The organism is Arthrobacter sp. TJ-270, from assembly GCF_058269075.1.
The window spans coordinates 186,162-208,154 of record NZ_JBZCNB010000004.1; the positions used below are offsets into that span (position 1 = coordinate 186,162).

Below are 21,993 nucleotides of genomic sequence, written 5' to 3' on the forward strand. Positions count from 1 at the left end.
CTTTTCTTACGTGCGGTGCCACCGACGGTGGCAGCATCTCGGTGCACGCCGCTACTCGAGCTACTGCTCAAAAGCGATGCACTTTCAGTTTTACTACTCACTGTAGAGCTTACCCGTAACGGCAGCCATCGTGTGACAACAAAGCCCCCGTCACGTACCCGTTTGGATACATGACGGAGGCTTTATCATCTCGCGGTGAGGACTCCTAGTGGAAGGAGTCGCCGCAGGCGCAGGAACCGCCTGCGTTCGGGTTGTCGATCGTGAAGCCCTGCTTGGAGATGGTGTCCTCGAAATCGATGGAGGCTCCGGCGAGGTAAGGGACGCTCATCCGGTCGACGATCACTTCCACGCCGTCGAAATCGCGAACGGCATCGCCGTCGAGCACACGCTCATCGAAGTAGAGCTGGTAGATCAGTCCGGAACACCCGCCGGGCTGCACCGCAACCCGAAGCCGAAGGTCAGTGCGGCCCTCCTGCTCCAGAAGACTCCGTACCTTATCGGCGGCGACATCTGACAGGTTGACCTCGTGTACCGGCAGTTCGGTGTCTGCGGCCGTCTCTGTGGTCGGTTCGCTTGTTGATGTGCTCATGATGTGCGTTCTCCTTAGCTTTGTGCCTACCCCGCCGGTTCCGTGCCTGTAACTACGACGACGGCATATGGCCATTAGCGCCTCGCGGCGCTGTCCGTTCCATGGTACGTCCGGTCGTCACGGCCTGCCCAGCTATGTAACGAAATGCTCTCTCGAAACATTCCGTCGCCCGGCACATGCCCTGACTGATACGTGAAGAGGTCAGCCGGCGTCGTTGAACCGCGCGAGCATCAGCGCCTCGGCGAGCACAGCGCGGCTGAACTCCCCCAGATGAAGCGATTCGTTTGCGCTGTGCGCCCTCGAATCAGGATCCTCCACTCCGGTCACCAGTATCTGCGCGTCAGGGTAGACCTCAGTCAGATCCGCAATGAACGGTATGGATCCTCCGATACCCGCCTCGACGGCTTCGGTCCCCCACGCCGTCCGCAGCGCCCACATGGCGATCTGGGCAGCAGGCCGGGTGGTGTCGGTAGAGAAAGGATTGCCGGACTCTCCGGGGGTGAATGTGACAGCGGCGCCGAACGGGGCATTGGCCTTCACATGGCGTTCGACGGCGGACATCGCCTCCAGCGGATCCTGACCGGGTGCCAGACGAAGGCTGAACTTCGCTCTCGCGCTAGGCAGCAGGGTGTTTGACGATAACGCCACGCTCGGAGCGTCGATGCCGATGATGGAGAGCGCGGGTTGGGTCCACAACCGTGAGACAAGGGAACCGGTACCCGCCAGCTGCACGCCGTCAAGAACGGACGCGTCTGCGCGGTAATCCGCCTCCGGGTACTCCACCTCGGCGGTGTCTGTAGCGAGCAGGCCTTCGATGGCGACGCTGCCGTTGTCGTCATGCAGGGTTGCGATCAACCGGGAAAGCAGCGTAGGTGCGTCGAGCACCGGGCCGCCGAACATACCTGAGTGCACCGCATGTTCGAGAACCCGAACCTCAATTGTGCCGTCCACCAGGCCGCGCAGGCTGGTGGTGAGTGCCGGTACACCGACCTTCCAGTTGCTCGAGTCGGCAACTACTATGACGTCGGACCGCAGCAGCTCGCGGTGTTCCTCCAGGAACCGGCGGAAGGTGGGAGAGCCTGCCTCCTCCTCACCTTCTATGAAAAGGGTGATGCCAACGCCGAAGTCATTACCCAGGACATCGGAGACCGCACGGAACGCGGCAATGTGCGCCATGATCCCGGCTTTGTCATCGGCTGCTCCCCTGCCGTACAACCGGCCTCCACGCTCCTGTGGAGCGAAGGGCTCGCTCTCCCACAGCTCCCGCGCTCCCGGCGGCTGCACATCGTGATGCGCATAAAGCAGAATGGTCGGCTTCCCCTTGGCAGCCGGGCGCCGCGCGACGACGGCAGGACCGCCGGGTGCGCCATCGTTGTCCACTCGCAGGATGCGCACGTCCTCGATACCTGCGGAACGCACGAGAGACGCGACCGCTTCCGCACTGCGGTCAAGTTCCGCAGGGTCGAACGCTTCCCACGCCACCCCCGGGATGGCGACAAGTGACTTCAACTCCTCGACTGTCTGGGTGAACGCGGAGTCGACGCTGGACCGCAGGGCATCAATGATCGTGTCCGACAGCGCCTCAGTAGATAGCTTGCTCATGCCACCGAGCCTACACACGCGGGCGGAAATTGCTGCCCCGGGGCCGGGTATCCTAGAGGGGTGTTTGGACGAAAAAAAGACGCTGCCGTTGTTGAGACCCCCGCCGAGCGAGCTGCTGAGGAGCAACGCCTGAGGGCGGTGGGCAAAGGCGCCCCGACGCCGAAGCGAAGTGTCCAGCAAGCAGCGCGCAAGCGTCCGCTCGTGCCCAACGACCGGAAGGCAGCACGAGAAGCCAACCGCCTGGCCCGGCGTGAGGAACAGATCCGCATGCGTCGCGCCCTCGAGAACGGCGATGAACGGCACCTGCCGTTCCGGGACAAGGGCCCTGCCCGCCGTTACGTCCGCGACTACGTGGATGCACGGTGGAACGTTGCCGAGTTCCTGATGTTCGCGGCGCTGGTCTTCGTCTTCCTCAGCTTCATCCCGAACCTCACGCTTCAGGGTTACATCATGCTCACCTTCTGGGTGATCATCGTTGCCGTTGTTATTGACTGCCTGCTCCTGCGCCGCAAGCTCAAGAAGCTCCTCGCTGAGAAGTTCGGCGAGCCGGGGCGCGGTGATCTTTGGTACGGCATCTCGCGCGCCATGCAGATCCGGCGTCTCCGCCTGCCCAAGCCGCAGGTAAGCCGCGGCCAGTACCCCGCCTAGCCGGACCTTCTACCGCGCACTTCACGTCCGGCAGTTCGCATCAAACGGCAGTTCGCATCTAAGCGCCCAGCTTCAGCGGCCGGCGGTTATCAACGGCTCAGCGCAACGCGGTCTTTCAGCGCGCGGTTGATTGACGCGGCCCAGAACGGACCTTCGTAGAGGAACCCTGTATAACCCTGCACAAGGGTGGCTCCAGCCTCCAAGCGCTCAGTGACGTCCTCGGCGGTTTCCACCCCGCCCACCGAGATCAGGGCAAGATCCGGACCGGCGGCCAGACGCAGGCGTTTAAGGACTTGCAACGAACGCTCCTTGAGCGGCGCACCGCTCAAGCCGCCGACGCCGCACGCCATCACGGCTTCGTCGTCGGTAGTGAGTCCTTCACGCGTAATGGTGGTGTTAGTGGCGATGATGCCGTCCAGTTCCAGCTCCAGGGCCAGGGACGCAACCTCGTCAATATCCTCGTCGCTCAGGTCAGGAGCGATCTTCACGAGCAGCGGGACGTGGCGGCCCGCACTCTCATCCGCTGCTTTCCGGACGGCTTTCAGGAGCGGCCGGAGGGAACGAACACTTTGCAGTAACCGTAGCCCGGGTGTGTTCGGTGAACTCACGTTCACCACCAGGTAGTCGGCCAGCGGAGCCAACGCCTCCGCGGAGATGCGGTAGTCGGCAATGGCGTCGCGCAGGTCGACTGTCTTTGTCTTGCCGATGTTCACCCCTATGACCGGGCGCTGTGTGGGATAGCGTCGCTCAAGAGTTCGCCGTGCTGCCGCGATCCGTGGCGCAACGGCGGCTGCGCCGTCGTTATTGAATCCCATCCGGTTGATGACCGCACGGTCCTTCACCAGGCGGAACAACCGTGGCTTCGGGTTGCCCGGCTGGGCCTGCCCCGTGATCGTCCCGACCTCTATATGGCCGAACCCCAGATCCGTGAGGGCGGCAATGCCGTGACCCTCCTTGTCGAAACCGGCGGCCAGACCGAACGGGGAGGGAAAGGTGACGCCGAACGCCGTCGTGCTCAGTTCCGGAGCCGGCTGCGTGATGCGGCGCAGCACGCTGCCCGCGGGCGTCTTGCCTGTCCACCGGATCAGCCGGAAGCCGATGCGGTGCGCGCGCTCAGGGTCCATGCCGCTGAAAACGACGCGAAAGAAGACGGGATAAATACGCATGGTTCAAAGTTGCCACGGGGCCTGCCGCTTCACCAAGTTGATGGTTGGATCGATATCCTCGATTCATGGGCATCATCTGGCAGCCGGACCATCTCGGTGACGGCTTTGCCCTGACGGAGCTTGACCTCGGTGCAGATGCGGAGGGCCCCTGCGTTGCAACGCTTGTCTCCTACACCCCGCCTCCGGTTGAGACGCCGACCGACTTCCTGAGTACAGCGCAGCGTATGCTGAGGCTTCCCGGCCGGCGCGGTGAGGCCGCCGAGCCGGTCCAGGCGGTACTGTATCTTCACGGTTGGAGCGACTACTTCTTCCAGCACGAGTTGGCGCACTTCTTCACGGAACGGGGTATCGCGTTCTATGCGCTGGACCTGCGTAAATACGGACGAAGCCTCAGGCCGTGGCAGACACCCGGGTATGTAACGGACCTGTCGGATTACGACCGCGACATCGACGCCGCTCTGGCCGCCCTCGCGGAGGACATCGAAGCCGGCACCGGGGCACCGCCGTCGGGGATCACCCTCATGGCGCATTCCACCGGAGCTCTGGTCGGATCGCTGTGGGCTCACCGTTTCCCCGGCCGCGTCTCGAGCCTCATTCTCAATAGCCCGTGGCTGGACATCCAGGGCAGTGCGATCCTGCGCACCACCACCCAGGGCCTGCTGGAACCGATCACCCGGTTCAGACCGAAAGCCCGTCTCAAGTTGCCGGAGTTCGGCTTCTACTGGCGGAGCATCAGCAACCAGGCCGACGGCGAATGGGAACTGAACGGTCAGTGGCGGCCGCAATTCGGGTTTCCCATTCGGGCGGGTTGGCTTACCGCGGTGCTGACCGGGCACGCGCAGGTGCGTCGGGGGCTCTCGATCGACGTCCCGGTCCTGGTGCTGGCCTCCTCGAGGTCAACCATCAGTCCTGTGTGGAACGACGCAATGCTCTCATCCGACAGCGTGCTTGACGTGACCGTCATGACGCAGCGTGCGCTCCAGCTTGGACCTCACGTCACGGTCTGCCGGTTCGACGGCGCCCTCCACGACACGCTGTTGTCACCGGCACCGGTGAGGGAGAAGGTATATGCCGAGCTTGATCGATGGATGAGCTGCTACAGCAAGCCGGCGGCGGAGGGCGAAAGTCAGGCCCGGGCCCGGTCAACCGCCCCGCCGTAACGGCGGTCACGGGCGGCATACTCCTCAACCGCCTTCCAGAGGGTGCGACGGTCGACGTCGGGCCACAGGACATCCATGAACACCATTTCAGCGTAGGCCGACTGCCAGAGCATGAAGTTGGATGTGCGCTGCTCGCCCGAGGTCCGCAGGAAGAGGTCGACGTCCGGCAGGTCCGGTTCGTCCAGGTACCGCTGGATTGTCCTTTCCGACACGGATGACGCCTTGAGGCGCCCGGCCGCCACATCCTCGGCAATGGCGCGCGCAGCGTCGGCAATCTCCGCCCGTCCTCCATAGTTCACGCACATGGTGAGGGTACAGACCGAGTTGGAGCGGGTGCGTTCCTCCGCCACCTCAAGTTCGTTGATGACGGAGCGCCAGAGACGCGGGCGACGGCCGGCCCACCGTATGCGCACTCCCCACTCGTTGAGCTGGTCACGCTGCCGCCGCAGGACGTCACGGCTGAATCCCATGAGGAACCGCACCTCGTCCGGGGAACGCTTCCAGTTCTCCGTGGAGAAGGCATACACGCTCACATGACGCACACCGATGTCGATGGCGCCGGCCACCACGTCCAGCAGTGCCGCTTCACCCGCCCGGTGTCCCTCGGTACGGGGCAACCCGCGCCGGTTGGCCCAGCGCCCGTTCCCATCCATGACAATCGCCACGTGCGCCGGAACCAGTTCGGCGGGAATCGCCGGCGGGAGCTCACCGCTGGGATGGGGCCACGGCTCCAACGGCTCTCTTTGGGATGTTGTCACACACGCTCCACATGTTTGAGGGACTTAACTGCTCGTTCCAGATGCCACTGTACGTAGGCGGCCACCAGTCCCGCACTTTCCCGCCGTGCGAAATCCTCGGCAGCGTCGGCTACTGCCCAGTCGCCCGACAGCAGGGCGCCCAGCAGGGCCATGGCATCGGGTGACGGTGACGCCGCGCCCGGCGGCCGGCACACGGCGCACACAGCTCCGCCCAGGGCGGCTGAAAACGCCGTATGCGGGCCGGCTGCGCCGCAGCGCGCGCAGTCGGTGAAGCTGGGTGCCCAGCCGGCTGTTGCCAGTGCGCGGAGCAGATAGGAGTCCAGGATCAGTTCCGACGGATGGAGCCCTCTGCTCAGAGCCGACAGGGCACCGATAACCAGACCGTACTGCGCCCCGGCGGATTCGCCGTCGGCGTCCGTGAGCTTCTCAGCCGTTTCAGCTATTGCAGATGCTGCCGTATAGCGGGAATAGTCGGCCGCGATACCGTGTCCATAGGCACCACGCGTCTGCGCCTGAGTGACGACGTCTAGCGTGCGTCCGGCGACGAGTTGAAGATCCACCGTCATGAAAGGTTCGAGACGTGCCCCGAACTTGCTGCTCGTTCGTCGAACACCCTTTGCAACTGCCCGGACCTGGCCGTGCTCACGGGTCAGGAGCACAATGATGCGGTCGGCTTCGCCGAGCTTATACGTACGAAGGACCACGCCTTCCGTAAGGTAGGTCCGCGACGCGAATGATCTGGCCACGTTCTATTTTCCCATCCGGCGGGTTGGGTGCAGCCCTCGCCGCGCCCGGCCCCCGGGTTCGTCTCCAGGAATCCTAGCTAAGGTCCCGAATGGCACGGTTGACCGCAGAAACGACAGCCTTCAGCGATGCCATGGTCGAGTTGGAATCGATGCCGATGCCCCAGAGCACCCGCTCCCCCACAGCGCACTCCACATACGCGGCAGCGCGGGCATTCCCGCCTGAAGACAGCGCATGTTCCGTGTAATCAAGGACGCGTACGTCCACGCCGTCCTGACCGAGGATGGATACGAGCGCGTCGATCGGCCCGTTGCCCTGCGCGGTGCGCCGCTGCTGGACGCCGTCAATCATCAGCGTCGCCGTCAGATTGAAGCGCCCGTCCTCGGACGCGTCGGTGTTGGTCGAGGTAAGTACATAGTGGCCCCAGGAGCCGTTACGCGACGGCAGGTACTCGTCCTGGAAGATCTCCCACAGCGCGGCTCCGCTGACTTCACCGCCCACGGTATCCGTGCGGCGCTGTACGACTCCGGAGAATTCGATCTGTGCCCTGCGCGGCAGGTCCAGGCTGTGCTCATGCTTGAGGAGATAGGCGACGCCGCCCTTGCCGGATTGCGAATTTACACGTATCACGGCCTCGTAGGAGCGGCCGATGTCCTTGGGATCGATCGGCAGGTACGGCACCGCCCAGGGGATTTCCTCGACCGTCTTTCCAACGGCAGCAGCGTCCTCCTCCATCCGCTCGAAGCCCTTCTTGATGGCGTCCTGGTGTGACCCGGAGAAAGCGGTGAATACCAGGTCTCCACCGTAGGGTGAGCGCTCGGGCACGTTGAGCTGGTTGCAGTACTCTGCCGTGCGGCGGATATGGTCCATGTCCGAGAAGTCGATCTGCGGATCAATGCCCTGCCCGTACAGGTTCATCCCCAGCGTCACGAGATCGACGTTCCCGGTTCGCTCCCCGTTGCCGAACAGGCATCCCTCGATGCGGTCAGCACCGGCGAGGTAGCCGAGTTCAGCCGCTGCTACACCGGTGCCGCGGTCGTTGTGGGGGTGAAGGGACAGGATCACGGCGTCCCGGTTGGCCAGGTTGCGGCACATCCATTCGATGGAATCGGCATACACGTTCGGCGTGGCCATCTCAACAGTTGCCGGCAGGTTCAGGATCATCTGCCGATCGGAAGACGCTTCGAAGACAGCAGCGACCTCGTTGGAGATGCGCGCGGCGAATTCGAGCTCAGTGCCGGTGAAGGATTCCGGGGAGTACTCATAGGTGATATGCGTGTCACCCATGTTCTCCTCGAACTTCCGGCACAGCCGCGCACCGGTCAACGCGATATCGACGATGCCGTCCATGTCCTGGTTGAACACGACACGGCGCTGGAGCACCGAAGTCGAGTTGTAAAGGTGCACGATCGCACGGTCAGCGCCCTCAAGGGACTCGTAGGTCCGCTCGATCAGATGCTCACGCGCCTGGGTGAGCACCTGGATAGTGACGTCGTCGGGAATGCGGTCGCCCTCGATGAGCTGGCGGACGAAATCGAAGTCGGTCTGCGACGCCGAGGGGAAACCGACCTCGATCTCCTTGTAGCCCATCTTGACGAGCAGGTCGAACATCTTGTGCTTGCGCTCGGGACTCATGGGGTCAATAAGCGCCTGGTTGCCGTCGCGGAGGTCGACGGCGCACCAGCGCGGGGCCTTCGTGATGATTTTGTCCGGCCAGGTCCGGTCCGGCAGTTCCACGGTGATCTGGTCCTGGAACGGAACGTACTTGTGGAACGGCATTCCGGCGGGTTTCTGTGCGTTGCGCATGGCGGTGGTGGCCTTTCCTTGGGTGAGCTTCTCAGGCTCTGGCTTCACAGGATGGCGGCCGGCAACACAAACTCCGCAGCGGGGGTTCGGCCTGCGATCGGGTAGTCAGCGTGTGACTAGCCGGTCGGTTGAGCCCCGCCACGGCAGCTAAGAAGGAGCAGCTCTGCGCGCACAATTCAACACTAGCACGGCCCCTAGGATGAGAAGACGCACCAACCAAGGAGCTTCCATGACCGCAGCAGGCATTAATCTCGCGAACGTCGATTCCACCGTTCGCCCGCAGGACGACCTCTTCCGCCACGTCAACGGCGTATGGCTTCGCAACACGCCCATTCCTGATGACCGGGCTCGGGAAGGCTCGTTCTCCCAACTCGCGGATGCAGCGGAGCTGGCCGTGCGCGCCATCGTCGAGGACGCCGCGGCGGACAAGGAGGACGACGGCGACCGCTTCCGTATCGGCGCCCTGTTTGCGGACTTCATGGATACCGCGCACCTCAACAGGGAGGGTGCAGCGCCGGTCCAGCCGCTGCTCGCCGCCATTGACGCGGCCAGCACGATCGAAGAGTTCGTCAGGCTGGACGCCGAACTGACGCGCTCCGGCGCAGCAGGGATAGTTCTCCCCTACGTGAGCAATGATGCAGGCAACCCTGAGCGTTATCTGCTCCACCTCTACCAGTCGGGCCTCGGGCTGCCCGACGAGTCCTACTACCGCGAGGGAAAATTCGAAGAGGCACGCCTGGCCTACGTCGAGCTGCTGCACCGGCTCTTCGAGCTCGCCGAATGTCCGGAAAGCCGGGCAGCGGCAGCCGGCGTTTTCGACCTCGAAGCAAGACTGGCGTCGTCGCACATGGACACCGTGGCCCGGCGCAATCCGCAGGCTACCTACAACCTTCGCCGCATCCCGGAGCTGACCGCCCATGCCCCGCTTTTGGGGAGGTGGCTCACGGAACTGGCTGCCGGCGTCGGGCTTGGCGACGAGGTGATCTTGAACCAACCGGACTACGTGGCAGGGCTGATGAATGCGCTGGACGAGGTCCCCCTGCCCGTATGGAAGAACTGGCTCGCCGCAAGGGTACTGCTGCATGCAGCCCCCTTCCTCAGCGACGAGTTTGTGGACGCCCACTTTTCGTTCTACGGAACCAAGCTCAGTGGCACGCCGCAGCTGAAGGAACGCTGGAAGCGCGGTGTTGCGGTTGTCGAAGGCGCCCTTGGCGAGGCGGTAGGCCGCGAATACGTTTCTCGTCACTTTCCGGAAACGCACAAGGCGACCATGCAGGATCTCGTTGACAACCTTCTCGCCGCGTACGGCGAGCGGATCACCCGGCTGGACTGGATGAGCGCTGACACGCGCCAGCGGGCACTCGGAAAGCTGCGGCTCTTCACAACCAAAATCGGTTACCCGGAGCGCTGGATCGACTATTCGAACCTGCGGATCACTCCCGGCGACCTTCACGGCAACGTGCGGAGGGCGACCGAGTTTGAGACGAACCGGCAGCTGGCCAAGCTCGGCGGTCCCATCGACCGTGGCGAGTGGCACCTCACTCCGCAGACAGTCAACGCCTACTACATGCCGACCATGAACGAAATAGTCTTCCCCGCCGCAATCCTGCAACCCCCGTTCTTCGACGCCGATGCGGACCCCGCCGCGAACTACGGGGCGATCGGGGCCGTCATCGGTCACGAGATCGGGCACGGATTCGACGACCAGGGGTCGCAGTTCGACGGGACGGGAGCCCTGCACAACTGGTGGACCGAAGCGGACAGAACGGCGTTCGAGGCACTTACCGGCCAGTTGGTCAGTCAGTACGCTGAGCTGGCGCCTACCGAGGCGCCGGATCACCCGATCAACGGAAAGCTCACCCTTGGCGAGAACATTGGAGACCTCGGCGGACTGGGAATCAGCCTCGCAGCGTTTCTGATCAGCCTCGACGGAGCGGAGCCGCCCGTCATTGACGGCCTGACAGGCATCCAGCGATTCTTCTACTCGTGGGCCGAGTGCTGGCGCCAGAACATCCGTCCGGAGGAGGCAGCGCGCCGCATCGCGATTGATCCGCATGCGCCGAATGAATACCGATGCAATCAGGTGGTGCGCAACCTCGACGAATTTCACGACGCGTTCGATGTGACGCAGACGGACGGACTCTGGCTCGCTCCCGAGGACCGCGTCAGGATCTGGTAGCCACCGTCAGGACTGGCAGGTGACCTGCGCGGCTGTCTGGCCCCGCAGGTCGCCGGCCACACCCTCCGTCTTGATTGTCTTTCCCTCGGTGAAATCACTGCCGACGGAGAGCTCAAGCCCGACAGTGTCAGCGCTTGGAATCACCTGGACTTCAGTCAGTCCGAACAGCTCGGCGATCACAGGCGCAATTCCCTCGTACCCGGGACCGACGAACAGCTGGGTAGCCGGGCGATCATCGGCGTCCGCGGCGGCCGCCTGGGTGTACCCCTCCTCAAGAAGTACATCCTGAAGTTCCTGCCCGCGCTCCGATTCCCCGGACGCGTTGAGCACGGTGATGGGAACCAGCGCGGGATCGTATCCGAGCTCCTCCGCAGTCGGCGTCGGCTCGGGCTCCTGTGTGGGCTCAGGCTCACTCGACGGGTCGGTGCTGGGGCTCGGACTCGCTGAACGCGAGGGCTCCTGGACGGGCTCGGTGATGTCGCGGTCGGCGCGGAGGGCCTCAAAAAGATCATCTGCCTTGTCCTCGTCCAGCACGAGGCGGTTCACATTGGCTTCGTACGGAACGACCGGGACAGTCACGAAAGCGACATTGCCCAGATCGACCTCCTGCAGCCGGCCGGCAAGCTTGAGCAGTTCGGGGATTTCGCCCAGGCCGTCGTCGACCGTGAGGTTTTGGGTAACCGCTTCGGCGATCGAGTACAGGCGCGGAATGTTGGTCAGCGTCCCTTCCTCTTTGATCTTCCGTGCCAGCGAGGCAAGGAAAGCCTGCTGGGCGCGGATGCGCCCTTCATCTCCCCCGGTACCGAAGCTATGCCGTGTGCGCAGGAATGCCAGCGCCTGCTCGCCCTCAATCTCGCTGGTGCCGGCGTCGAGCTTCAGCCCGGAATATTCGTCGTCGACTGCTTGATTCACACAGACTTCTACTCCCCCGACTGCCTTCGACAGCTCGGTAACGGCCTTGAAGTCGGCCATCATGAAGTGGTCGATCTGGAGTCCGGTGACTTCGTTGATGGCCGCCACCGTGCAGCCGGGACCGCCGTTCGCGAGGGAGCTGTTGAGTTGACCGAGCGCCCTGGAGTCGCTGCTCGCTCCGGTGTCGGGATTGAAACATTCCGGCAGCGGCACCAGCAGGTCACGGGGGAAACTCACCATCGTGACATTGCTTCGGTCTGCGGACATGGTCATGAGCATCATGACGTCCGCCTGGCCCTCTTCATCCTCCGGATCTTCGTCACCGCCCTGCCCCGCGCGGGTGTCACTGCCGATGATGAGGATCTGGACAGGATCCCGGCTCAGGTCCACCGGCAATTGCGTCTCACCGCCGGCCCCGAGGTTCAGGCGTTCAGTGGCGACGTTTCCCTGCAGGCGAACCACGGAAAAGGCCACGATTCCGACGGCCGCCACGAGCACGGCGACAAGCGAGATCGCCACGATCTGCAGGACGGACGGCCGTACCCTGCCGAGATGCCGTCCGCCGGCCCCCAGCCGGATGCCATCCGGGGAGCCCGTCTGCTCACCGCCGGATTCACTCATGACGCTCGGCCCTTTCGAATTGATTCTGAGACTTGCTGCCCCTGCGAGCGGGACATCTGTAGCTCAACGAGCACCTGCTGCCCGAAGTGCCCGGACTGCGAGCGGCCCGGCAGCGGCTAGAAACCGAGCTTCACGAGCTGCCTGGGATCTCGCTGCCAGTCCTTCGCTATCTTTACGTGCAGGTCGAGGTAGACCTTCGTGCCCAGCAGGGCTTCGATCCCCTTCCTCGCCACAGTGCCCACCTCGCGCAGCCGCGCCCCGCCCTTGCCGATGATGATTGCCTTCTGTGACGAACGCTCCACGTAAAGATTGACCCGGACGTCGAGCAGCGGGTTGTCTTCCGGGCGGCCTTCGCGCGGAACGATCTCCTCCACGACCACGGCCAGGGAATGAGGGAGTTCGTCCCGTACCCCCTCGAGGGCAGCTTCCCGCACCAGTTCGGCGACCATGACGGCCTCAGGTTCATCGGTCAGCTCACCGTCAGGATACAGCGGAGGAGATTCCGGCATATGGGAAGCGAAGACGTCTGCCACGGTGGTGACCTGAAAGCCGTCCACCGCCGAAACAGGCACGACGTCGGCCCACCCCTCTTCTCCGAGCACTTCCCGGCCCAGTTCGGTCACCGCGAGCAGCTGGCGCAGCAGCGCCTCTTTGCTGACGAGGTCGGCCTTTGTGACCACTGCGATGATCGGCTTCCCCTTCAGCTGCGCCAGTTGTGCCGAGATATAGCGGTCGCCCGGTCCAACCTGCTCGTTTGCGGGGAGGCAGAAGCCGATGGCGTCCACCTCGGCCAGGGTGTCGGCAACGAGGTCGTTGAGGCGCTGGCCGAGCAGGGTGCGGGGCCGGTGGAGACCCGGCGTATCGACGAGGATGAGCTGTGCATCTTCGCGGTGCACAATGCCGCGGATGGTGTGGCGGGTCGTCTGGGGTTTGGCCGAGGTGATTGCAACCTTGTGTCCGACCAGCGCGTTGGTCAGGGTCGACTTTCCGGCGTTGGGCCGACCGACCAGCGAGATGAAGCCCGCCCGATACTGCTGGGTGCTCATTTGTTGTCCACCGTTTCCCTCGAATCTTCATTGACCTGATCTGCGTGCACGTCCTCGTCCGAGGGCAGTTCCACCCTCCAGGCGAGGATGTGCGAAACGCGGTTACGGCGCCCCTCAACCCGCTCTGCACGCAGGGCAATATCGCCCACCTGAACCTCGCTCCCGACAATCGGCACACGACCGAGGGTCTTGGCGAGGAGCCCGCCCACCGTGTCTACCTCATCATCCTCGAGGTCCATGTCGAAGAGCTCGCCCAGGTCATCAATGCTCATGCGGGCGCTGACACGGAAGCCGCCCTCGGGCAGTTGTTCCATCTCGGGAACTTCGGAGTCGTACTCGTCGACGATCTCGCCGACGATTTCCTCGATCAGGTCCTCAAGCGTCACGAGACCTGCGGTGCCGCCGTATTCGTCGATGACGATGGCAACATGGGTGGATTCCCGTTGCAGTTCCTGGAGGAAATCCCCGACCGGCTTCGACTCGGGCACGTATCGCACGTCGCGGCAGACTCCGTCCACAGGGTCCTGGTCACCACTATGATCCGCGTTCAGCACCGCGACGACGTCCTTCATGTACAGGATTCCCCGGACGTCGTCGGCGTTGTCTCCGGTGACCGGAACGCGAGAATACCCGGAGCGGAGAAAGAGAGACATCGCCTGCCGGAGTGTGGATCCGGCCTCAATGGAGACCATGTCGGTGCGCGGGACCATCACGGACCGCACCTTGGTGTCTCCGAGCTCGAAAACTGAATGGATCAGCTCGGCTTCACTGTCCTCGATCATTTCGGCCTCGCTCGCCCGCGAGAGCAGCTCCCGGAACTCTTCCTCCGTGAAGAATGCTGCCTCTGCTCGAGCTGACCCGGGGGAGATAGCACTTCCGACGCCGACGAGCCAGCGCGGAATGGGTCCGAGGACGGCGCGCAGGACGCCCACCATCCGCGCAGTGAGCGGTACCAGTGTGGCCGCGTGGGTTCGGCCGAGCTGACGGGGCGAAACTCCGACGAGAACAAAGCCGAGACCGGCCATCGTCACCGTGGCCAGCAGGCCGGCAATCCAGATGTTTTCCAGCACATCGGCGAACAGGAGGGCGACCGCAACCGCCGCGGCCATCTCGAACCAGACGCGCCAGAAGCGGAGTGCATGCATATGCGCCACCGGAGATTCCAGGATGCGCCGGACGGGCTCTCCCATCGGTCCGTTGAGATGCGCCTCGGCATCCTGGCGCGGCAGAAAACTGAAGGCCGCCTCTGCGGCAGTTACCAGCGCGGCAATAAGTACGAAGACGATTGCCATCAGCGCCAAAAGGAAAACGATCATCGGCTGGACTGGTCCGTTGCTGCGAGGACGGTCACTGGGTTGTTTCCGTGGGGGCGGTGCCGCCGAGGAAATCAGCGAGGAGCTGGCGCTGCAGGCCAAACATTTCCTTTTCCTCTTCCGGCTCGGCATGATCAAAGCCCAGTAGATGAAGCATGCCGTGGGTGGTGAGCAGGAGAAGCTCCTCGCCCATACTGTGTCCGGCATTGGCGGCCTGGGTGCCCGCTACCTCAGGGCACAGGACAACATCACCCAGAATGCCCGAGGCAGTGGGACGGGCAGCCGTACCCGGCCGCAGCTCGTCCATCGGAAATGACAGAACGTCAGTTGGTCCCGGCTCATCCATCCACTCGATGTGGAGCTTCTCCATGGCATCAACGTCCACAAGAATGATGGACAGCTCAGACTCGGGGTGCACATAGAGCCGTTCGAGCACGTGGCGGCCAAGCCTGACCAGGGATTCTTCGTCCACCTCGACACCGGACTCGTTGTTGACCTCAATGCTCATTGCGGCCCGTCTTGCCGGGGCTTCGGCGGCCATTCAGGGCAACCCGCTGGGATTCATCCCATTTGCTGTAGGCGGACACGATGTCCCCGACCAGGCGATGGCGCACTACGTCGGTGGCGTCCAGCGGAGAGAAGGCGACGTCGTCGACCCCCTGCAGGATTTCGCTCACGACGCGAAGCCCGGAACTGGTCCCGCCCGGCAGGTCCACCTGGGTCACGTCGCCGGTGACCACCATCCTGGAACCGAAGCCCAGCCTGGTGAGGAACATCTTCATCTGCTCAGGAGTGGTGTTCTGCGCTTCATCGAGGATGATGAACGCATCATTCAGGGTACGGCCGCGCATGTAGGCGAGCGGTGCGACCTCGATTGTTCCGGCAGCCATAAGGCGCGGGATGGAATCGGGATCCATCATGTCGTGAAGAGCGTCGTAGAGCGGGCGCAGGTACGGGTCGATCTTGTCGTTCAGCGTTCCGGGGAGGAATCCCAGCCGTTCCCCCGCCTCAACAGCCGGACGGGTAAGGATGATCCTGTTGACTTCCTTGTGCTGAAGAGCCTGAACCGCCTTGGCCATTGCCAGGTAGGTTTTGCCGGTGCCGGCCGGGCCGATGCCGAAGACGATGGTATGCGTATCAATCGCTTCGACATATTTCTTCTGGTTGACCGTCTTCGGGCGGATGGTACGGCCGCGTGAAGAGAGGATATTCATCGACAGGACTTCGGCCGGCTTCGCAGCGCCCTGCGTCTTGAGCATGAAAAGCAGCTGCTCCAGCACCTGCGCTGTCACCGGCGTCTGGCTGGCGGCGAGGGTACGTATCTCGCTGATCAGGCGCTCGGTGCGCCCAACGTCCGTCGCGGGACCGGTGATGGAGAGATCATTGCCGCGTACGTGGAGGCTTACGCCGGGGAAAGCTCCCTCGATCATGGCGAGAGCCTCGTCATTTGCGCCGAGAGCCTGCACCATCTGGTCGGCTGAATCAAACTCGATGACCCGGCTGTCCAGGCCTGCTGCCCCCATACCCACTGCAGAATCCGTCATATTATCGGCCCGTGGGCCTTCCATCTCTCCTCGTGTCGCCGGAATTTCCGGTTAGGTGCTGGTCCAGGCCTTTGAAGAAGCCTTCTACTAGCGTACCGCCGCAGGCCTGTTACCGCTCGCATCCACTTCGCGAGAAACCGCTCCACCGGCTGGGCGGACAAAATATCTCAGGAACGCAACGGCCCGATATCAATCGCGTCTCAGTCCTATGGCGATTGGGGAAAACCGGCCGGTAGCGCACACTTCCTATGCCAAGCTGGATTACTGCTGCGCAGGGCAGCTCCGGCTCCTACTCTCATCATCCCTGATGGTGACATTTGAGCCCGGTGCTGGAACCCCAGCCATTGGACACTGTAAACGGAGAGGAGATGGAAACGCATGGCCGCCATCCCTCTTTTTGGACAGACGAAGGTGCGCCGCTGGAAGGTATCCGTACTTCTCGCGACGGCGCTGGGACTGCAGGCCTGCACCATCGGAGGCCCGCCCGAGTCGACGGCGGAGATCGCGCCTCAGTCAGAAGTGCTGCTCGAATCCGCGGCGAGTATGCCGGAGCTCGCTCTGCGAAGCCCCGAAGCCACAGACGCCGCTTCCCTCCTTCCGGTCTACTGGCTGGGAGAGACGAACGGACTGCTTTACCGCGAATTCCTGCCGGCCGAATCGACAGGAGACCCGATCGCCGCTGCAGTCTGGGCGATGACCAGCGCTGAGCCGCTCGACGACGACTACTACAGCCCCTGGCAGAATGCCTCCGCTGTCAACACCTCGATCTCGCCGGACAACGTCATCACGGTGGACATTTCCTCCGATTCATTCACCACGGAGGTCGACGCGGAGACGGCTGTGCAGGCAGTGCAGCAACTCGTTTACACCGCGACAGCCGCAGCAGCCAATTCCGGCCTGATTGCCAGCGGAAGTCCGAGCAGCGTTCGCCTGCTGGTGGACGGCAAGGCGGGCTACAACGCATTCGGACATATCGCGCTGGGTTCCGTTCTGCGGCGGGACGTCAGCGCATTGGCGCCTGTCTGGATCATCAACCCGCAGGAGAGCTCGGTCCGCACCGATCGGACTGTCATTATCCAGGGCAGCACGACCACGACGGACACAAGCCTTCAGTGGAGGGTCCGGCGCGTGGACGGGGGCGGTGTACCCGCTGAAGATGTTGTCGACGGAACCGTACCGGTGGAGGCGGGAACGGGTGCGGTAGGGCTGTATGAGTTCAGTGTGGCCCTGGAACAGGGAACCTATCTCGTTGAGGTGTACGAGGCGTCGGAGGCGGATCCCGGATCCGGGCCTGCTGCCGACGACGTCGCCGATGACAAGCTGGTCAGCATCCGCTGACCGCCGGCTATCAGCCGTTAGCTGCCGGAAATCCGAGGGCTACCAGCGGCCGGAGAGCTGGTTGAGCACAGCAAGCGCTGCCGGCCCGGCCGTCGAGGCGCGCAGGACGTTATTTCCGAGCTGGACCGGCAAGGCTCCGTGGTCGGCGAACAGCTCGACCTCCTGCGGGGCGACTCCCCCTTCCGGGCCCACGATTACGGCCAGCGTCCCTTTTCTGCCTCCCGGGTCACGGTTCCAGTAACCCGCGAGAGATTCTTGCGCTTCCTCGTGGAGCAGGATCGGGTGATTAACGCCGTCAAGCCATCGCCCGAGGCCCCGGCTGTCCAGCACATCGAGGACGTCCGGAACCCGGGTGCGCCGACTTTGCTTCGACGCGGTACGGACCAGGGCTTCCCACTTCGCGCGTCCCTTTACAGCTTTGTCGGCACGCCACCGCACAATGCTGCGGTCTGCCTGCCAGGGCAGAACAGCGTCAACGCCGAGTTCGGTAGCTGCCTCGACTGCCAGCTCCGCGCGGTCCCCCTTCGCCAGGGCCTGGACCAGGACAATGCGGATTTCAGGGAGTGGATCGAAGGAGATCCTGTCCACCGTCACTACGACGGCGGCAGGCGCCGCATCGACGACGGTGCAGCTCAGACGGTGCCCCTGCCCGTCCACCACGTCGATCGTTTCTCCGGGAACCACACGCTTCACGGTTGCAGCGTGATGGGCTTCCTGACCTCGCAGGGTGATGCTTGCGCCGGTGACAGCGCTTTGAACGTCTTCGGGTTGACCGAAGAAAGCCTGGTTGGTCATGGTCCGGGCTACCGCTCAGAGATTTCCGAGGCGCTCGCGCAAGCGGGCGAATACCCCTGATCCGCTGCTGGCCAGCTGACCTTCGGCGAACTGTTCGCCGCGCATTTCCGCCAGACGTCGAAGGAGCTCCTCCTGAGCGCCGTCGAGGTTCCGGGGGGTCTCGACGCTCAGGTGTACCAGGAGATCTCCCCTGCCATATCCGCGCAGATGCGTAACTCCAAGACCTTTGAGCGCGATCACTTCGCCGGACTGGGTACCGGACTTGATCGTGAGTTCCTGATCACCGTCGAAGCTGGTCATGGTCACGGTGGTGCCGAGAGCTGCCGCTGTCATGGGCACGCTCAAGGTGGCGTGAAGGTCGTCGCCCTCCCGCAGGAAGGTCGGGTCGCTGTTGACCCGGATTTCGACGTAAAGGTCCCCCTGGGGGCCGCCCGCCGTGCCTGCCTCCCCCTGACCCGAAAGCTGGATTCGCGTACCCGTTGAAACACCGGCGGGCACCTTGATCGTCAGGCTGCGGCGTGATCGTATACGCCCGTCCCCGTTGCACTCGTTGCAGGGGTGCGGGATGACGGTTCCGTACCCCTGGCAGGTGCCGCAGGTCGCCGTCGTCATAACCTGGCCCAGGATGGACCGGACCGCGCGCTGGACCTGCCCGGACCCACCGCAAATATCGCAGGTTCTCGGCGACGTCCCGGGCTGTGTGCAGGATCCGTCACAGGTGGGGCATACTGCCGCAGAGTCCACTTCGATCTTCTTGTTGGAGCCGAAGACCGCATCCTTCAGATCGATACGGACGGCGATGAGGGCATCCTGGCCGCGCTGGGTACGTGACGGCGGACCGCTGGGACCGCCTCCTCCGAAGAAGGTCTCGAAAATGTCGTGGAAGGCGAAGCCCGGGCCGGCATAGCCGCCGCCGAACCCGTTGTCGGTGCCGTTTTCGTTTCCGGTGGTGTCATAGACGCGCCGCTTCTGCGGATCCGAAAGCACCTCGTATGCGCGGGTGACCAGCTTGAACTCCTCAGCCGCTTCAGGGCCGACGTTGACGTCCGGGTGGAGTTTGCGGGCGAGCTTGCGGTACGCCTTCTTGATTTCTTCGCCGCTGGCATCGCGTGCAACGCCAAGGACATCGTAGTGATTACTCACTCCTGCACATCACTTCCTGTTATCTCACCGCGTGAGCGGCTGCTGTTCATGGGATCCGTCATCCGGTCACGATTCATCGAGGATGCGGGAAAGGTAACGGGCTACCGCTCTGACGGCAGCCATGGTGGTGGGGTAATCCATTCTGGTGGGTCCGAGTACCCCCACCTTCGCCAGCGCGTCCGGTCCGTAGCCGGTGGCAATCACGGACGCCTCGGCGAGACCGCCGTAAGGGTTTTCCCGACCTATGCGGACAGAGACACCGAGTGCGTCCTGCTCCATCTCCGAAAGGAGGCGAAGCATGACTACCTGTTCTTCAAGTGCTTCCAGGACGGGGCCGATGGTGAGGGGAAAGTCCAGCGTCGAACGGGCAAGGTTGGCCGTGCCGGCCAACACAATGCGATCCTCGCGGTTGGCAGCCGACAACTGTTCCAGACCGTGTGCAAGTGCCTGGCCCAGCGGCTGCAGCGCTGGGGAAAGCTCCGCAGCGCAGGCGCCAAGTTCCTGCGGTACCGACGGCAGCCGCACGCCCGACACTTTCTCAAGGAAGCGCTGACGCAGCTCCGCAAGTGCAGTCTCGGTCGCATCGGCGGGGACGGGCACTACCCGCTGCTGTACCGCTCCGTTGGTGGAAATGAGCACCACAAGCACGCGGGTCGGTGCGAGCAGGACGAACTCGATGTGGCGGACGGACGCCGCGCCCAGGTGCGGGTACTGCACCACGGCCACCTGATTGGTGAGCTGCGCGAGCAGTCGAACGGTGCGGTCCAGGACGTCATCGAGATCTTCCGCGTTTTCCAGCAGCGCCCGGATAGCCCGCTTCTCCGGTGCCGACAGCGGCTTCACCTCGGCGATCCGGTCAACGAACAGGCGGTAACCCTTATCTGTGGGGATACGGCCGGAACTGGTGTGCGGGGCGGTAATAAGGCCTTCTTCTTCCAGAAGCGCCATATCGTTGCGGATAGTCGCCGAGGAGACACCCAGCTTGTGGCGTTCAACCAGAGCCTTGGACCCCACCGGCTCACGGGAATGAACGTAATCCTCAACGATGGCTCGCAGGACTTCAAGCCGCCTGGGCTCACTCATGTTCACCTCCGATGTACTTCGCTGCCCGCTTCTTGAGTTAGCACTCAACACGCCTAAGTGCCAAGTCTAATACGTCTGAGGCGATTGTTAGCATTGGCTCTGCCTGTCCGAACGGCAGGGATTGCGGAAGCGAGAGAAGTCACATGTCGTATCACCAGTGGGGCGCACAGGACCTCTCCCAGCCCCGGCGCGCCGTAATTGAGAAGATCGAGGCCCGCCCCGGTGTCGTTCTTGAGGATGTCCAAAGCGGGTTCGTGGGCGAGATCCTTCGCACCGAGAAGTCCGGAGGGATGCACGTGATGATCCTGGAGGACCGCCGCGGCAAGCGGCGCACGTTCCCGCTCGGGTTCGGTTTCCACTATGAAGGTTCGCCCGTTGAGCTGATTCCTGCCGTGAAGCAGGCCGCGGTATCACAACGGACTGCTTCAGGTTCCGTTCGGGTTGCGGGCCAGCGCGCACGCACTGCACGGGCGAGCAGGATCTGGGTTGAAGGCCGCCACGACGCTGAACTCGTGGAAAAAGTATGGGGAGACGATCTACGGGTCGAGGGCATCGTCGTCGAGCCGTTGCACGGGGTCGATGACCTTGCAGGCGTGGTGCGTGATTTCGCACCGTCCAGCGGCCGCCGTCTGGGCATCCTTGTAGACCACCTTCTGCCGGGTACCAAGGAAGCCAGGATAGCGGCCGAAGCCATGAAGGTACCGGGTGCTGCGCACAACGTGCTGATCGTGGGGCACCCCTACGTCGACGTCTGGCAGGCCGTGAAACCGCGTGCACTCGGACTCGAGGCGTGGCCGGTCATTCCCCGCGGCGAGGACTGGAAAACCGGGATCCTGACCCGCCTGGGCTGGCCGCACTCCACCCAGGCAGATGTTGCGGCCGGCTGGAAACGCATCCTGGGCGGAGTCAATACCTATGCTGATCTCGAACCGTCACTGCTGGCCCGCGTCGAGGAAGTCATCGATTTCCTGACCATACCGGGATCAGGCGCATAGGCGCGCCGGGCTCCGGCAGGTGCGGGCGACCCTGTCCGACCTGTCCACCAAGTACCCTTAGGAAGTAAGTTCTGCGCGAATGCGCGGTGAAGTCCTCCAGTTTGAAGGAAGTTTCGTTGTCTAACAGCGCAGACCGGCACGGTGACGCGTCGTCACGCCCTGCACCCCCGGACAATGTCCCCGCATTCCAGGGTGCCAGTCCCAGCGCTCCACCGCTGACTCCGGCGGAGGACCGGCAGTGGGCAACGCTCGCCCATTTCCTCGGAATTTTGGGCTTCGTCCCGTCACTGATCATTTTCCTGATCTACCGGGACCGCGGGCCCTTCACGGAACAGGAATCGAAGGAAGCGTTCAACTTCACCTTTCCCCCTAGCATTGCTGCGGCAGTCTGCCTGCTGTTGTCCCTGCTACCCGGAATCGGCGGGATCTTCGCAGTCCTCAATGCCCTCATCTGGGTGACCCTCGCCGGGTTCGCAGTTGCGGCGGGAATCCACGTGAACCGCGGTCGGCCGTACCGCTACCCGTTCAACCTGCGTATCTTCCACTAGAAG

Annotated in this window: 20 protein-coding genes; 6 read left to right on the forward strand and 14 right to left on the reverse strand. The window is 63.5% G+C overall.

Features of this window, described 5'->3' with window-relative positions:
- Positions 1-205: 205 nt before the first annotated feature.
- Both AC4D2M_RS09935 and AC4D2M_RS09940 read right to left on the reverse strand, forming a co-directional pair.
- Positions 206-589, reverse strand: coding sequence for a HesB/IscA family protein (locus AC4D2M_RS09935; RefSeq protein WP_490891588.1), 384 nt, complete (start codon positions 587-589; stop codon positions 206-208).
- 201 nt (positions 590-790) lie between these two features.
- Positions 791-2,191, reverse strand: coding sequence for a dipeptidase (locus tag AC4D2M_RS09940; protein ID WP_490891589.1), 1,401 nt, complete (start codon positions 2,189-2,191; stop codon positions 791-793).
- Positions 2,192-2,251: 60 nt separating this feature from the next.
- Between AC4D2M_RS09940 and AC4D2M_RS09945 the strand changes: the two genes are divergently transcribed.
- Positions 2,252-2,839 (forward strand): DUF3043 domain-containing protein, encoded by a 588-nt coding sequence (locus tag AC4D2M_RS09945; protein WP_490891591.1) that lies wholly within the window; start codon positions 2,252-2,254, stop codon positions 2,837-2,839.
- A gap of 89 nt (positions 2,840-2,928) precedes the next feature.
- Here AC4D2M_RS09945 and AC4D2M_RS09950 read toward each other — a convergent pair whose 3' ends face one another.
- Complete coding sequence (locus AC4D2M_RS09950) at positions 2,929-4,005, reverse strand: quinone-dependent dihydroorotate dehydrogenase (protein ID WP_490891593.1); 1,077 nt, start codon at positions 4,003-4,005, stop codon at positions 2,929-2,931.
- A gap of 65 nt (positions 4,006-4,070) precedes the next feature.
- On the opposite strand from AC4D2M_RS09950, the gene AC4D2M_RS09955 reads away from it, so the two are divergent.
- Positions 4,071-5,165, forward strand: a complete 1,095-nt coding sequence (locus AC4D2M_RS09955; protein WP_490891594.1) for an alpha/beta hydrolase — start codon at positions 4,071-4,073, stop codon at positions 5,163-5,165.
- On the opposite strand, the gene AC4D2M_RS09960 is transcribed toward AC4D2M_RS09955, so the two are convergent.
- From AC4D2M_RS09960 to leuA, 3 genes are all read right to left on the reverse strand, one after another.
- On the reverse strand, positions 5,132-5,923 hold the full coding sequence (locus AC4D2M_RS09960; protein WP_490891595.1) for an isoprenyl transferase: 792 nt from the start codon (positions 5,921-5,923) through the stop codon (positions 5,132-5,134). The two genes, AC4D2M_RS09955 and AC4D2M_RS09960, sit on opposite strands and share 34 nt — an antisense overlap.
- Entirely contained in the window at positions 5,920-6,669 is a 750-nt protein-coding gene (gene recO, locus AC4D2M_RS09965; protein ID WP_490891597.1) for a DNA repair protein RecO, read from the reverse strand. The genes AC4D2M_RS09960 and recO overlap by 4 nt, the downstream gene beginning before the upstream one ends.
- Before the next feature lie 73 nt (positions 6,670-6,742).
- Complete coding sequence (gene leuA, locus AC4D2M_RS09970) at positions 6,743-8,473, reverse strand: 2-isopropylmalate synthase (protein WP_490891598.1); 1,731 nt, start codon at positions 8,471-8,473, stop codon at positions 6,743-6,745.
- Between the two features lie 229 nt (positions 8,474-8,702).
- Between leuA and AC4D2M_RS09975 the strand changes: the two genes are divergently transcribed.
- Positions 8,703-10,652 (forward strand): M13 family metallopeptidase, encoded by a 1,950-nt coding sequence (locus AC4D2M_RS09975; protein WP_490891599.1) that lies wholly within the window; start codon positions 8,703-8,705, stop codon positions 10,650-10,652.
- Positions 10,653-10,658: 6 nt separating this feature from the next.
- On the opposite strand, the gene AC4D2M_RS09980 is transcribed toward AC4D2M_RS09975, so the two are convergent.
- The 5 genes from AC4D2M_RS09980 to AC4D2M_RS10000 all read right to left on the reverse strand — a co-directional run bounded on the left by AC4D2M_RS09980 (position 10,659) and on the right by AC4D2M_RS10000 (position 16,088).
- The gene (locus AC4D2M_RS09980) at positions 10,659-12,185 is read right to left on the reverse strand and encodes an LCP family protein (RefSeq protein ID WP_490891600.1); all 1,527 of its coding nucleotides are present in this window, start codon (positions 12,183-12,185) and stop codon (positions 10,659-10,661) included.
- A gap of 116 nt (positions 12,186-12,301) precedes the next feature.
- Positions 12,302-13,231: a GTPase Era gene (era, locus tag AC4D2M_RS09985; RefSeq protein WP_490891601.1), complete on the reverse strand. Its 930-nt coding sequence runs from the start codon at positions 13,229-13,231 to the stop codon at positions 12,302-12,304.
- Positions 13,228-14,547, reverse strand: a complete 1,320-nt coding sequence (locus AC4D2M_RS09990; protein ID WP_490891602.1) for a hemolysin family protein — start codon at positions 14,545-14,547, stop codon at positions 13,228-13,230. Before AC4D2M_RS09990 ends, era begins: the two co-directional genes overlap by 4 nt.
- A gap of 31 nt (positions 14,548-14,578) precedes the next feature.
- Entirely contained in the window at positions 14,579-15,052 is a 474-nt protein-coding gene (gene ybeY / locus AC4D2M_RS09995) for an rRNA maturation RNase YbeY (RefSeq protein ID WP_490891603.1), read from the reverse strand.
- Positions 15,042-16,088 carry a PhoH family protein gene (locus tag AC4D2M_RS10000; protein ID WP_490891604.1) on the reverse strand — a complete coding sequence of 349 codons (1,047 nt, stop codon included), beginning with the start codon at positions 16,086-16,088 and terminating at the stop codon, positions 15,042-15,044. Before AC4D2M_RS10000 ends, ybeY begins: the two co-directional genes overlap by 11 nt.
- A 378-nt stretch (positions 16,089-16,466) precedes the next feature.
- On the opposite strand from AC4D2M_RS10000, the gene AC4D2M_RS10005 reads away from it, so the two are divergent.
- Positions 16,467-17,426 (forward strand): GerMN domain-containing protein, encoded by a 960-nt coding sequence (locus AC4D2M_RS10005; protein WP_490891605.1) that lies wholly within the window; start codon positions 16,467-16,469, stop codon positions 17,424-17,426.
- A 39-nt stretch (positions 17,427-17,465) separates the two neighbouring features.
- Here the strand turns inward: AC4D2M_RS10005 and AC4D2M_RS10010 are convergent, their stop codons facing one another.
- The 3 genes from AC4D2M_RS10010 to hrcA form a co-directional block, all read right to left on the reverse strand.
- On the reverse strand, positions 17,466-18,221 hold the full coding sequence (locus tag AC4D2M_RS10010; protein WP_490891606.1) for a 16S rRNA (uracil(1498)-N(3))-methyltransferase: 756 nt from the start codon (positions 18,219-18,221) through the stop codon (positions 17,466-17,468).
- A gap of 15 nt (positions 18,222-18,236) precedes the next feature.
- On the reverse strand, positions 18,237-19,364 hold the full coding sequence (gene dnaJ / locus AC4D2M_RS10015; protein ID WP_490891607.1) for a molecular chaperone DnaJ: 1,128 nt from the start codon (positions 19,362-19,364) through the stop codon (positions 18,237-18,239).
- Positions 19,365-19,430: 66 nt separating this feature from the next.
- Positions 19,431-20,447, reverse strand: a complete 1,017-nt coding sequence (gene hrcA / locus AC4D2M_RS10020) for a heat-inducible transcriptional repressor HrcA (RefSeq protein WP_490891608.1) — start codon at positions 20,445-20,447, stop codon at positions 19,431-19,433.
- A gap of 143 nt (positions 20,448-20,590) precedes the next feature.
- On the opposite strand from hrcA, the gene AC4D2M_RS10025 reads away from it, so the two are divergent.
- A complete protein-coding gene (locus AC4D2M_RS10025) occupies positions 20,591-21,442 on the forward strand; it encodes a DUF3097 domain-containing protein (RefSeq protein WP_490891611.1) in 852 nt (283 codons plus the stop codon).
- 116 nt (positions 21,443-21,558) lie between these two features.
- A complete protein-coding gene (locus AC4D2M_RS10030; protein WP_490891612.1) occupies positions 21,559-21,990 on the forward strand; it encodes a DUF4870 domain-containing protein in 432 nt (143 codons plus the stop codon).
- Positions 21,991-21,993 lie beyond the last annotated feature (3 nt).

What these genes read in the sequence shown, in the direction of transcription:
- AC4D2M_RS09990 (WP_490891602.1), bottom strand. Translation starts at nt 14,547, where the DNA reads ATGATCGTTTTCCTTTTGGCGCTGATGGCAATCGTCTTCGTACTTATT.
- AC4D2M_RS09980 (WP_490891600.1), bottom strand. Translation starts at nt 12,185, where the DNA reads ATGAGTGAATCCGGCGGTGAGCAGACGGGCTCCCCGGATGGCATCCGG.
- ybeY (WP_490891603.1), bottom strand. Translation starts at nt 15,052, where the DNA reads ATGAGCATTGAGGTCAACAACGAGTCCGGTGTCGAGGTGGACGAAGAA.
- AC4D2M_RS10010 (WP_490891606.1), bottom strand. Translation starts at nt 18,221, where the DNA reads ATGACCAACCAGGCTTTCTTCGGTCAACCCGAAGACGTTCAAAGCGCT.
- AC4D2M_RS09975 (WP_490891599.1), top strand. Translation starts at nt 8,703, where the DNA reads ATGACCGCAGCAGGCATTAATCTCGCGAACGTCGATTCCACCGTTCGC.
- AC4D2M_RS10000 (WP_490891604.1), bottom strand. Translation starts at nt 16,088, where the DNA reads ATGACGGATTCTGCAGTGGGTATGGGGGCAGCAGGCCTGGACAGCCGG.
- AC4D2M_RS10025 (WP_490891611.1), top strand. Translation starts at nt 20,591, where the DNA reads ATGTCGTATCACCAGTGGGGCGCACAGGACCTCTCCCAGCCCCGGCGC.
- era (WP_490891601.1), bottom strand. Translation starts at nt 13,231, where the DNA reads ATGAGCACCCAGCAGTATCGGGCGGGCTTCATCTCGCTGGTCGGTCGG.
- leuA (WP_490891598.1), bottom strand. Translation starts at nt 8,473, where the DNA reads ATGCGCAACGCACAGAAACCCGCCGGAATGCCGTTCCACAAGTACGTT.
- AC4D2M_RS10005 (WP_490891605.1), top strand. Translation starts at nt 16,467, where the DNA reads ATGGCCGCCATCCCTCTTTTTGGACAGACGAAGGTGCGCCGCTGGAAG.
- AC4D2M_RS09955 (WP_490891594.1), top strand. Translation starts at nt 4,071, where the DNA reads ATGGGCATCATCTGGCAGCCGGACCATCTCGGTGACGGCTTTGCCCTG.
- hrcA (WP_490891608.1), bottom strand. Translation starts at nt 20,447, where the DNA reads ATGAGTGAGCCCAGGCGGCTTGAAGTCCTGCGAGCCATCGTTGAGGAT.
- AC4D2M_RS09940 (WP_490891589.1), bottom strand. Translation starts at nt 2,191, where the DNA reads ATGAGCAAGCTATCTACTGAGGCGCTGTCGGACACGATCATTGATGCC.
- AC4D2M_RS09950 (WP_490891593.1), bottom strand. Translation starts at nt 4,005, where the DNA reads ATGCGTATTTATCCCGTCTTCTTTCGCGTCGTTTTCAGCGGCATGGAC.
- AC4D2M_RS09935 (WP_490891588.1), bottom strand. Translation starts at nt 589, where the DNA reads ATGAGCACATCAACAAGCGAACCGACCACAGAGACGGCCGCAGACACC.